This is a genomic window from Paenibacillus sp. J31R34 (assembly GCF_059383715.1).
This window is the reverse complement of record NZ_JBXENU010000009.1, coordinates 212,779-225,444: the sequence shown is the minus strand read 5'-3', so window position 1 is coordinate 225,444 and position 12,666 is coordinate 212,779. Positions and strand designations below refer to the sequence as shown.

Annotated in this window: 6 protein-coding genes and 2 pseudogenes; 7 read left to right on the top strand and 1 reads right to left on the bottom strand. The window is 41.1% G+C overall.

Annotated features, from left to right (window positions below; genetic code table 11):
* Positions 1-105: 105 nt before the first annotated feature.
* From AC50YG_RS23635 to AC50YG_RS23620, 4 genes and pseudogenes are all read left to right on the top strand, one after another.
* Positions 106-2,655, top strand: coding sequence for a winged helix-turn-helix domain-containing protein (locus AC50YG_RS23635; RefSeq protein ID WP_494830188.1), 2,550 nt, complete (start codon positions 106-108; stop codon positions 2,653-2,655).
* A gap of 810 nt (positions 2,656-3,465) precedes the next feature.
* Complete coding sequence (locus AC50YG_RS23630) at positions 3,466-4,380, top strand: phosphotransferase (RefSeq protein ID WP_494830442.1); 915 nt, start codon at positions 3,466-3,468, stop codon at positions 4,378-4,380.
* Between the two features lie 464 nt (positions 4,381-4,844).
* Positions 4,845-6,100: pseudogene (locus tag AC50YG_RS23625) on the top strand (IS110 family RNA-guided transposase).
* 732 nt (positions 6,101-6,832) lie between these two features.
* On the top strand, positions 6,833-7,201 hold the full coding sequence (locus tag AC50YG_RS23620) for a VOC family protein (RefSeq protein ID WP_494830186.1): 369 nt from the start codon (positions 6,833-6,835) through the stop codon (positions 7,199-7,201).
* Between the two features lie 483 nt (positions 7,202-7,684).
* On the opposite strand, the gene AC50YG_RS23615 is transcribed toward AC50YG_RS23620, so the two are convergent.
* Positions 7,685-10,189: an S-layer homology domain-containing protein gene (locus AC50YG_RS23615; protein ID WP_494830184.1), complete on the bottom strand. Its 2,505-nt coding sequence runs from the start codon at positions 10,187-10,189 to the stop codon at positions 7,685-7,687.
* Positions 10,190-10,451: 262 nt separating this feature from the next.
* Between AC50YG_RS23615 and AC50YG_RS23610 the strand changes: the two are divergent.
* The 3 genes and pseudogenes from AC50YG_RS23610 to AC50YG_RS23600 form a co-directional block, all read left to right on the top strand.
* A pseudogene (locus tag AC50YG_RS23610) lies at positions 10,452-10,577 on the top strand (GNAT family N-acetyltransferase); the annotation flags it as partial.
* A gap of 359 nt (positions 10,578-10,936) precedes the next feature.
* Positions 10,937-11,938: an alpha/beta hydrolase gene (locus AC50YG_RS23605; RefSeq protein ID WP_494830182.1), complete on the top strand. Its 1,002-nt coding sequence runs from the start codon at positions 10,937-10,939 to the stop codon at positions 11,936-11,938.
* A 16-nt stretch (positions 11,939-11,954) separates the two neighbouring features.
* Positions 11,955-12,638, top strand: a complete 684-nt coding sequence (locus AC50YG_RS23600) for a GDSL-type esterase/lipase family protein (protein WP_494830180.1) — start codon at positions 11,955-11,957, stop codon at positions 12,636-12,638.
* The last annotated feature ends 28 nt before the right edge of the window (positions 12,639-12,666 follow it).

Sequence of the window (12,666 nt, the reverse complement as noted above, 5' to 3'; positions counted from 1 at the left end):
AGAGACCCCTGTGCCCTATAGCACAGGGGTTTTGCAATTGTCCAATTTAATCGAATATAATCGATTATATGGAATTTTTAATTTAGGCGTTTGGAGGCCTTGAATATGATTCGCAGTACCAAATATCTCATTCCCCCAGCGCGCAGATCTTTGGTGACTAGGCCGCAACTGACGCGCAAGCTTGAGGAAGGCATGGAGACCAAGCTGACTTTGCTATCGGCCCAAGCGGGCTACGGCAAAACGACAGCTTTAAGCGAATGGGCGAGACAATGCCGAGCTTCGGTTGCCTGGGTCTCCCTGGATAAATACGATAACGATTGGGGCGCATTCTGGAGCTGCGTCTTAGCTTCCATACGAGAAAGACTGCCGCTGTTCGGGGAATCGATCGAATTCCTGCTCGAGCAAGAGTCTGCGGCTTCTATCGATTTCGCGGTATCGGCGTTTCTGAACGAGCTAAGCTCGATTCGCGGCGATTTTGTACTCATTCTGGACGACTATCACGTCATCGAGAATGCGTTCGTTAACGAGTCAATCCGATATATGCTTGAGCATCTGCCTCCGTACTTCCATCTCTATATCGCAAGCCGCACCGAGCTGTCTTTTCCCACGACCAGACTTCTTGCCAAGGGCGAGATCAACGTTATTCGAATAGAAGACATGCGATTCGAGTTGGAGGAGGGAGTTGTTTTCTTCCGAGAGATGACGAACTTATCGCTATCGATAAGTCAAATCTCTACGTTGTTTGAGCAGACGGAAGGTTGGGTAAGCGGACTTCAGCTTGCGGCTATCGCACTCAAACGAAGTGGCAATATCGCCGATACGATTCGCCAGTTCAGCGGCCAGCAGCGCCAAATCTCCGATTATCTATTGGAAGAAGTGTTCGGGCATCTGTCAGAATCCTTGCAGGAATTTCTGCTGGCAACCTCCGTTCTGAGCCGCATGAACGGGGAGCTGTGCGCGGCGGTGACGGGACAAGCCGACAGCCAGGTCCAACTGGAGCGGTTGGAGCAACTAAATTTGTTTATTATTCCGCTGGATGAGCAGCGCGATTGGTTCCGCTATCATCATCTGTTGTCCGAGTTCTTGCAGCAGCTGTGCGCTAGGGAATACCCGGAACTGTGGAGACTTTCTCATCATCGGGCTGCGGCCTGGCATGAGAACGAGGGGCTCTATGAAGAAGCGGTAGAGCATTATATTAGGACGGAACAGGCAGAGGATGCTGTCCGGATTATCGACCGCATCATGCCGGAACTCTTACAATCGAGGAGTCACGTGGTTCGAAGATGGATTAATGCCTTGCCGGAAAGCAGCTTTGAACACAAGCCGATGTTTCAGCTGTACCGCATCTCGCAGTTCCTGATGGATCGGGATTGGGAGCAAGGACTGCGTAAGGCCGAGCAAGCGGAAAGACGGTTCGAAGCCATGAAGGAGTCCATCCCTGAGCCGGAATGGAAGCAACTGATGGGAAATCTCTATTACTTAAATGCACTCTTCTTCCGAATGCAGCAGAATATGCTGCGAGCCCTTCATTATTTTGAACTGTTGGAGCATTATTTGCCAGAAGGGAGCAGCCTCCAGAAAGCCTCGACCAAACGGTACTTAGGTCACGAGGGATTCGGGGACCCGCTCTCGCTGACCGTCGATCTGCACGAGATGGAACAATTCCAGCTTAAGTTGATAACGATGTGGGGGAAGAAACCGAACTATCCCTTTGTCGGGTACGCGTATCTATCCTATAGTTCGCTTATGCACGAGTGGAATCGGTTGGACGAAGCCGAGTCGTATATTGGACAAGCGCTCAGCCGAAAGGATCTTCGTGCCAACGTATGGACTTGGATTCATTTGGGCCTGGTGTCATCCCGACTCAAGCAGGCTCTCGGAAGAGAGGAGGAAGCAATCGAATGGCTTACCCATCTCGGTTCGAGCGTCGACTCGCCGGATCAGCCTATTATTTGGAAAAGAATCAAGGCGGAGCAAGCCCGACTGTATCTGCTTCAAGGGCAGCGTCAGAAGGCAAACGATTGGCTCGAACAGAGTGGATTGTCGCATTTGGACGAGGTTTCGGCCCGGTATTTCGAAGAGTATCTAGTAATGGTCAGGGTGATTGCGGGGAATGGACGGATCGAGGATGCGCTGCAATTGTTCGAGAAGCTGGAGCGCCTTGCGGAAAAGGAAAATCGTCTGCGAGAACGGATCAGGCTGAAGATCTTGCATAGCAGGGTGCTTCGGCAATCCGAGGAGCCCCAAGCAGCCCTTGCGCCGCTGGCTATTGCCTTGAGGCTCTCGGAACCGTTAGGCTACATCCGGAGCTATCTGGATGAAGGCCCTCAGATGGTCGAGATGCTGGCCGATCTTCTGAATCAGCAGCAAAAGACAGCATTGACATTGTTGCCCTCGAACTATATCCGTCTGCTTCTCGACGCTGTGAGCAGCAATTCGTCTCCTAAATCTTTGTCTAGCGAGGCTTTGACCGAGAAGGAAGAGAAGGTGTTTGAATTGCTTGTGGAGGGATTCATCTATAAGGAGATTGCCGATCAATTGAATGTCACTCAAGATACGGTGAAGTTCCATTTGAAGAACATTTATCGCAAGTTAAGGGTAAATAACCGGGCTGAGGCAATCATGCGAGTCAAGGAATATAGGAAACGAGTTTGAGCGATTGGTATGTAAGCTTGAGAGCGGCGAATTGTAATGGATAAGCTTCGAATAGTTTAGCGCACAAACAAGAACGTCCTGCGATGGATGCCCTTACAACTTTTATAAAAACAATACTCATAGAAAAGGGGCTCTAATACTTGGACAGTATATAGCTCCATGGTGTATTGAATTGAATTCAGCTGATTGCATTGAATGAATAAATGGTCCTAATTAAGATTGATTATATTCTTAATCAAACAGCGGTTACGGTTGAGCGTGCACTAGCGAAGTTTATGGTAGCTTTTAATAAAGTTTAACCTTGTTTGGAGCTTATGTAACTAGGAAGTTTGGTTTCCAACTTTTATTTAATGGTAATTTGCGGTAGTTCCAGACTTTTATTTTTCCATGCTTATCACGTGACGTTACAAACCGCATAAAATCAACATAATTAGGTTTCATAGTTTTATTTCACCTGACACCTGCTGTAGCTTTATAATGAAGTTCGATAATTTCTAATAAAGATTGATAATTTGAAACAAAGAAATTAAAGTATTTTCTTAGTGCTTAGGCTAAGATAAGTCCCCTGTTTAAGCACTACATGCTACCCGCGTACGTTCTTTAATTAGTAATTGGAAATGGATATAATGAGGAGGACGTAGCCCAAGCGAAGGCGCGGGAGCGTCCTTTTTATTGAACTAACGGGAAGGATAGAGGAACAGACGGTAAGGTTGTTCTCGAACAGAAGAACAAATTAATGATATGATGTTGTAAATGGAACAGGCTAGTCGAGCCTATTTTCTATTTTCGTGAGGGAGTCGATAAATGGGTATGGGAAGTACGAATCAATGGGATGCGGAATGGGAAGTATCAGAAGAATTAGCTCATAAATTAATAAGCAGTCAGTTTCCACAGTTAGCTTCACAAAGCGTACAAAAACTAGGATACGGCTGGGATAATACTGTTTTTCTTGTTGGGGCCGAATATGTATTTCGCTTTCCAAGAAGAGAAGTTGCAATTAATAGTTTAAGGATGGAAGGAAAGGTACTACCTAAGCTTAAAGATTATTGTTCCATTGCATATTCGATACCGCTATTTTTTGGGGAAGGGGATTATAATTATCCTGCGCCTTTCCTAGGCTACCCCTATTTATCAGGAAAGTTTCCAATCGGATTAACTGACAAGCAACGTGCGTTATCAGCAACAACGCTCGCGCAATTTTTAAAAAGCTTACATGCATTCCCTGTGCAAATTGCCCAAGAAAATGGAGTTCAACATGACCACAGAAATTTGATTGATATTGCAATGCGTAAAGAAAAGTTGCATAGATTCATTTCCAACCTTGCCCTTCATTTTAGTGAAGAAGAGTATCGTGAATTATCGAACTATTTGGAACAGCTTGGGACTGAAAAAGTGAACCCCAAAAACGTATTCCTCCATGGAGACCTTCATTTTAAAAATATGCTGGTAGACGAGAATGGAATAGTTTCAGGGATTATCGACTGGGGCGATATCAATATCGGACATCCTGCTTGCGACTTGAATGTCGCGTATAGCTTTTTGCCTCCGGATGCACGTTCAGACTTTTTTAAAGAATATGGGGATGTCGATGAAGAAACGAAGATATTAGCTCGATTAATAGCCATATACATTCCCATTTTGATCATGATGCAGGCAATTGATTATAAAGATGAAAAGTTGGTGGCTGAAGCAAAAGCGATCATAAAATGTGCTCTCGCTGATTAAGAAATGTCATTCCGCTAACGGATACGATAGTACAATATATTGGCTTTTATTACTTTTGAGCAACATGCTAAAATATATTAGTACCAGTTAACCTCTGAGTCTAATGTGGAGCTTAGAAAGACTTCTATAAAGTATTTGTGGTAACTGGTACGATATTTAGAAGGAATTAGCCCCTAATAGGCGTATATATAATTGTGCAGTGACCTCTCAGGGAACAACCGCCCAGAATAGGTTTGGAGCCGGCAGGACATCCTCCTGAACTTCTTTAACAGAAATGAGGCGCTCCAAGTTTTTGGCGCTGCACATTTGATGACTATTCAACCTGTCGAAATGACAGGTTTTTTTGCGTAGATTAACAAAGAACTTAACAGAGAAAGAAGGAAATTTTTTTCCTTATTTCGAAAGAACTTAACAGAAGCCCTTTAAAGTTATTGAGGCGGATTCTCGACCTCTCAGTTTATTTTATGCTTACGGATATGAGCATTAATGAAGGTCAAGAAAACTCTAGAGCCTTCTATCCCTTCTATGTTGGAATTGATATCGGTTCGGATTTCCATGTTGCTGCTTGTATTCCTTTTGAAAAGTTCCGCAGTGAGAAGGAATGGAAACGTAGTAAAACAATGAAGTTCAACTCCGATAGCCAAGGAATTACAAAGTTTATCCATGCTTTAGAAGATATTCAGGCACAATTCGGGTATAAACCCCAGGATTTCTTTATATTACTGGAGCCAACTGGTGGACATTATTCATATCTTGTAGTTCGAGTTTTATTAGATCGAGGCTATTCTATATATCAGGTTGAAAATAAAGCTGTAAAAGATTTTCGTGAACGCCAGCTAGGACTTAATGAAAAATCCGATGAAATTGATGCTAGAATCATGGCCTATATGGGATGGCGCAAAACCCTTCATCCTGATATGCGTTCGGTGCGAATTGTTCGTCCTGCAAGTGCAGAGCAGGTTTTGTACCGCACATTAACTAGGGATCGCTGGTTACTTACTACTCAATTAACGAGACGTAAGAATCAAGTCCAGCAATTATTTTCTGTAACCAATCCTGAACTTAAACGAGCTTTTAAAAAAATCCACACCTAGCTGAACGGCAAACGTGGCTAATTGAAGAAGCTTTGCGTATAGATGAAGCGATAAAAAGCATGGATAAACAGATTTCCTCCCTGCTTTATGGTGATAAAGAAAAAGGATACAAACCGCATCCTTATACAAAAATACTTATGTCATTCCCTATCATGAGTGAATCTATGGCCTGTACATTTATCGGCGCTATTGGTGATATTGAACGCTTCTCAACATATTTAGAGCTTAAAAAATACCTTGGTGTAGCCGCTGAGAATAAAATCTCGGGCACATCTGTTTTTAAAAGTAGGCAGACATACGAGGGTGTTAGAGATACTCGTAGAGTTCTATTCTTAATGACTTTACTGTTAATATCTCCAAAAATAAGTGAAAATAGTTTTCGTGTTTACTATAAACGATTAGTTGATCGAGGGATGGCGAAGAGAAAAGCAATAGGTCATGTATGCGGTAAGATAGCCCAAGTTTTATACTCATGCCTTAAAAACAACGAACCGTATGATCCGTTCAAACACGCGAGCAAAATGGGAGTAATCCTTGATGGCGATAAAGTAAGATTAAAGATCCCAGCTAATTTAGAAGATTACGAACGCCAAGCGGATGAGTTAGCTGATGACGATGTCTTATAAACGACGTATCGTACACTGCCTTAGTATAGAACATAAATAGCCCATTGCCTTGTAAATTGGAAACTAAGGAACTTCCAGTTTACGGTGATGGGCCCACTGAATTTTTATAAGCACTACACTACATTAGACTAAAAAATAAAGTGTTAGATTCGCAAAATTAAGATATAGACTGGCACGGAGCGTCAACCGGAAGAATGGTTGTGTTGAATTCTTGGATGGGGGCAGATGTGGCAGTCACTAAACATGAATCATTCAAAAACCGAATAAGAGTAGAAATCGAAAAAATGAAAGAACGCTACTGACATACAGTTGGCAGTAGGGGGATTTTATAATCATGACATACAAAATGAAAGTGAGGTTATTTACATGACAAGACTTTAAATGAAACGAATGGTGCACTGAAGATTGCACATGCTTATTTTGAAGCGATGGCAAATCGAGATGTTGAAATGATTATCGCTCTCTCAGCTGATGAGCTAAAGGTTACCGCATCTTTTCGGGGATTCCATGAGAGATTTGCACAAATGTTTAACAAACTCACGTTAGTTGATGCTATCTACTGAGTCTACATACGACGCGACTCCTTTAGCACAGTACAGGGCAGCATAAGCTAAACATTAACACACTCAGTACATTGGTCATTAATGAATTATATTCGCAATTCCTTTAAGAAAAACCGTTGGAGACACCTGTAACATAAACAACCGCATATACTAAGGAGGACATTACATTATGTCAGCAATTGGACCCGACTTCATTTCACTTCAAGTGAGCAATCTTGAAGGCTCTGCGGAATTCTATCAAAACTATCTCGGACTGGTGCGCTCACAGACGGGACCACCTCATGCTGTGGTCTTTGAAACAAAGCCTATTGCATTTGCTCTTCGTGACCTAATGCCAGGAATAGAACTCGGTTCAGGTACTCAGCCTGGACTGGGTGTTGCTCTGTGGCTTCATGCCCCTGATACGCAAGAAATCCACGACAAGCTGATTGCAGCAGGCGTAAAGATTACATCCGCACCAATAGATGGACCATTCGGGCGAACCTTTACATTTGCCGACCCAGACGGTTACCTAGTTACCCTTCACAGTAAAGCTTAATACGCAAATGTATCCGGCTTAATGGTAGTGATGACTTCCTCTGTCACAGGGAGCTAAGTGATTATTACAACATTAAGACCGTATTCCTAAAAGTGATATGCTCCCCATGAGGTAGACAGGTGAAATAATAAAACCTGTTACTGTAAGGGGAGTTTTTTCATGTTTAAAAAGAAGCTTAGTGCAGCGGAGAAGTTATCTATCCTTCAAGAGATTGAAAGCGGCCATAGTGGAATATAGGGAGCTATCAGGAAGTATGGTTGATGGAGGATTGTAAGGGCTGATGAGAAAAAGGATCAAGAACGGATACACTCCGCTATTGGTTACAGAACACCCCAAGGATTAGGAGAATACTTGAATCCACTGGTCCGTTATTTCAAACTGTATATCATGTCAACAGACATGATATACAGTTATGAAGGTGTTTAAACATGTATCACTTTATGAGGATAGTTTGATAAACTTAAGGGGGATTGTAAAGAAGTTTTAAATAAATTGTAGCTTTTCAAGCAGGCGTACTATAAGCTGAGCAGATTCGCCGCGGGTTAATAATTGTTGTGGTTGAATGTGTTTAGTACCATCACCTTCAACAATATTCGCTTGTAATACTTTTATAACAGAATCTTTTGCCCAATCTGAAATAGCGTTATAATCCGCATATTGTTGCAAATGGATTGAATCTGAATTCAAATCTGTTTGCTGTGATATATTTAGTGCTCTTGCAATAATTACAAAGGCTTGCTCACGTGTAAGTAATTGCTCAGGGTTAAAGGTTTGATCTGCAAATCCTTGAATTAAGCCATATGAACTGGTTACTCTGACCGCTTGTTCGTACCATGCATCTTGCTGGACATCTGTGAAAGCAGAAGGGTTTAATACGGACGCTGCGCTCGTTAAGCCTAAGCCACGCGCTATAACGGCGGCAAATTCTGCTCTAGATACGTTTTCCGTAGCATTAAAATTCCCAAATTTATCACCGTATAATATTCCATGAGTCGCAAGATTAGAAATAGCTTTTTCTGCCCAGTGACCATTTGTATCGGTAAAAATTACTGGCTTGCTTAAAACGGGAACGACGGTTCCGGTTGAAACCGTGTGAATGATCATAAAGCTCTTGCCATTCTCAGTTATTACTTTTGAAGGTAATAGTTGTATAGTTCCATCATCTTGCGATAGTAAAGCATTCCATACGGAAGCGTTAGTAGCTATATCGTTTATTGGTAATTTTAAGGTAGCATAGCCCGGATGGGTATAGCCATTTTTCGTAATAAGGGTATTCATGCCAAATGAAAATGTTATTGGATCTCCAGACAAAGATAAATTATGCTTTTCTGCGTACCCTAATAACTCTTGCCGTTTAGCTTGACCTGATGAATTAAGCTGAATCTGTATGGTTTCGAGATTATTTAGAGATGTTGTGTTTATTTGATTAATAGGTAATTCCAATTTGGCTAATCGAGTGCTTAAACTCAATATTTTATGATTTTTTTTCATTAATTCAAGGATGGAACGATCGAACGTCACATTTACATAATCAATCTGTGGAGCGTTGATAGTAATGATATCGTTATTAGTTAGTTTTGATACTAACGAATTGAATGATCCTTCTTTAATTACAAAATCAAGATACCGTAATTGATTAATCGTAGAAACAGGGAAATTACCTAAAATCTCGTCGTTAATATAAACGGAGTTTTCATTTGTAGCAGTAGCAGGAGTAGTAGTAGTAGTAGGTGCAGTCACTACCCCTGGAGATGACTGTTTCGGTACGATATTGTTTACAACATAATTACTTTCATCAGATATATTGCCTGCAAGGTCAGTTGATCGAGCATAGATTGTGCCATTATCAATCATTTTTATAGGCGTTGTATATATTGACCAGGCTCCATCGTTCATTTTATATTCTCTAATGTTTGCATCATTAGGATAACTAATGGTTACACTTACGGGATTGTTTGTGCTTGCTGTTTCATCAGCAATGAAGGTCGCAATTGCTGGAGGGGTAATGTCTACCCACTTTGCATAAAAAATAATATCGTTGCTGACGGAATATGGAAACGTAATTTCATTTGTGAAAAGTTCATTACTATACCATCCGTCAAACAAAAAACCCACTTTGGATATTACAGGTGGTGTTGTAATGACGCTGCCCATAGTAAGTCTAAAGTCGATAACAGCATCTCCTACATTGGTAACGAACTGAACAGGGTAGCGCAGCGGACCAATAGTAAATATTTCTGTCTTTTGTGAGTCGGCATATTTATCTGAAGTACCCGTAAACTGCGCCGTAAATTGCATGTTACTGTTGGCTGTTACGGTGTCTGCAGCAATGCTCCAAGTTACAATGCCTTCGCTATTTGGTGATTGCGTATCAAATAGTGTACCCGTTGTATCACTTAAACTCACAGAACCTACAGCTACAGGGCTGCCGGATAGTTCAGTGGATACTTTTGCTTGTACCTCAAACGCTTCTTGACCGTACAAGATTGAAGGTGACTTAGTAAGTATTAGTTTGGTAGAGGCTACCTGCAAATCTAATAGACTTTGCCAAGAAACATTAATGACACTATTACTCTGTCCTATTAAAGTAACCTTTTGAGTAATTTCATCGACAGTGATATCTTTAATATAACGTGCGCCATTAAAACTTCTAAAGTTGACAATATTACCTTGTTCATTATAGGAAGCAATCGTCATGACTTGGTAATTGTCTGAATTACTGTAGATCCAGTAGGTAAACTCTCCCCATTTAATGACAGCGCAACGATCACTTACGTTATCATCAGCTGAAAAGCAAGTTAGACCCGTTCCTGGAGGGGTATATGAAGGTTTGGTGTCTTTCGGTAAATTTTCTACTGAAGGAGAATTAATAGGTTCAGCGTGCACGGTATGCAATGTTAATCCCGGTACGCTACTAGCAGAGTAGAGCAAGAAAACGAATGACAAAATGATTAATGAGAACTTGGAATATAATTGCTTAGTGTCCATATTTCGATAAGCTCCTTTTAAATGTAATATCTTATTACTTTTCCTTTTTACTTTTGCTAACTTAATTGTACGTTATCTATTCAAACGGTTACTTTCACTTGCTATCTTTTTCGAGTATAGCATACTATATTTGCTCTAAATTTAAAGAATTCTTTAGACTCAAAATCTAAAAAAGTGGTTGATAAATTGAAATGAGCGTAGAATGAGGGTGAAAATGGAAAATCATCAACATCTGAAGTCTTTGTTAGTGATTGTATTTCGCAAATTTCTTTTAAATCAAACAAAGGATAAACAAAAGCCAGTTGTATTACAGGCTTCAGATGATGGGGGAAATATCTATAAGCGATTTAGAATTATAGATTTCGGAGAAATGGTTATATTTGAATAAGTTTGAATAAGGGCTTGTTTTGAGCAATATTTTTTCAAAACACGCTCTTTTTTTGTTCGTTTATCAAGGTTGAAAAGTAATTCTAGCGTACCTTGATTTGATCAGTAACGTAAAGCTTGATTAAAAATGTATAAGATGACTGAAAATTAAAAGAAAAATAACGGAAATATAGAAGCAAAGCATAGAACCTACAACTACAATGAAGTAGGGTTTTAAAAAGGTTTAGACGTTTGCAAATGAGGAATAGCCTTCTATACCCCTTGTTTTCGTTTACGGTATTAAAGCGTAATCACTACAGCGCATAGTAGCAATATAGGGAATAACTTCAAATATTACCAATGAAAGATGGGAGAGCTATTATGAAAACAACGACCATAAATCTTACCAATGAGAACGTGACGTTAACTACGTATATGCTGGAGCCCTATTCTAATACCCGTATTCGTCCTTCCATCCTTATATTGCCTGGTGGCAGTTATCATATGCTTGCGGACCATGAGGCCGAGCCTATTGCAATGGCTTTCTTAGCTGAAGGTTACCATACGTTTATCTTGCGATACTCGATAAAGGAAACGGCGTCGTTTCCCAAGGCTCTAAGCGATGCGGAAGAAGCATTGGATTTAATACGAAATAAAAGCGGTGAATGGGGCGTCGATCCAAACAAAATCGCCGTATGTGGGTTCTCCGCAGGAGGGCACTTGGCTGCTGCACTTGGTACCATGGGGAAAATTAGGCCAAATGCCATGATCTTAGGTTATCCATGTATTCTAGCATCAATGAGCCATATTCTAGCCTTCCCAGTCCCGTCAGTTGATGAAGCCGTTGATCCCTCAACTCCCCCTGCCTTCATCTTCCATACCTTCGAGGATGCTGTAGTGCCAGTGCATAATGCACTAGCTTTTGCAACTGCTATGGATAGAGAGAAAATTCCTTTCGAACTTCATGTTTTTAAAAATGGCAATCATGGATTGTCGCTCGCTAAGCCATTATCCTCTTCAGGTATACGGACGTTGGTCGATAATGACGTGGCAAAATGGTTTAATCTCTGTGTGGCCTGGATTAAAAACGTCTTTGGTGACTTCGATGTAAATCGAGAAATGCTGATACACACTAACATCGAGGATATCATTGAATACAACCTGGATGTCCAATTAGGGTTGTTATGGGAAAACCCGGTCTGTAAAGAACGAATTCTTATCGATCTCCCTGAACTCAGCGCTAACCCTTCTGAGCTTACCATGATGGGTTCTATACGTGTGATATTAGATATGGGTGGGGAATATATATCGCTCTCTGAAGATGCAGTCAGAAAATTAGAAGCCGATCTTAAAGCGACACCTCTTGCTATAAAAAAAATCTAAGAAGGAAGGTTTTCTCGTGAGTGATAACAATCAGAATCATTTATATTCAAATGTAGACCCTATCATGATGGAAGTCATCAAAAATGCAGTTAATATGCTTAATACACAGAAACTCAACGCTTTTATCGGCTTGAACAAATATGCCAAAGAAGGCGGAATCGTATTTATTGGTGATTCGATCATGGAAGGCTTCCCTATTCACGAGTTGCTGAAGAGCGATAAGCCCATGTACAACAGAGGAATTGCAGGTGATCAAACGCGGGACCTGCAAGGAAAGCTCCAGCATGTAGTTTTGGACTTGAAACCGGAAAAAGTCATTTTGCTGATCGGAACGAATGATCCTATGGACACAGACACTCCAAATGAAATAGTGCTTCGAATAGAAGAAATTTGCAAATCAATTTTGAGTTCGCTGTCCGATGTAAAACTTTGTATACAATCTGTGTACCCAATAAATCCGAATGGAGAAGTGAACCAGACTCCTTTGCAGGTATTGGGTGCCCGGACGAACGAAATCATTCAAACTATCAATACAGGAATAAGAGACATGTCAGCAAAGCTTAATATAACTTATATGGATGTATATCCGCTGCTACTTGATGCAGAGGGTGAATTAAATGCAGCGTATACGTATGATGGTCTTCATTTGAATGCGGAAGGTTATATGGTTGTAAAAGAAGTCATTCAACAATATTTGTAAAATTGATGGATTCCCTTACCGATGGTAC

Coding starts and splice junctions, on each gene's coding strand:
- AC50YG_RS23635 (WP_494830188.1), top strand. CDS start 106: ATGATTCGCAGTACCAAATATCTCATTCCCCCAGCGCGCAGATCTTTG.
- AC50YG_RS23630 (WP_494830442.1), top strand. CDS start 3,466: ATGGGAAGTACGAATCAATGGGATGCGGAATGGGAAGTATCAGAAGAA.
- AC50YG_RS23620 (WP_494830186.1), top strand. CDS start 6,833: ATGTCAGCAATTGGACCCGACTTCATTTCACTTCAAGTGAGCAATCTT.
- AC50YG_RS23615 (WP_494830184.1), bottom strand. CDS start 10,189: ATGGACACTAAGCAATTATATTCCAAGTTCTCATTAATCATTTTGTCA.
- AC50YG_RS23605 (WP_494830182.1), top strand. CDS start 10,937: ATGAAAACAACGACCATAAATCTTACCAATGAGAACGTGACGTTAACT.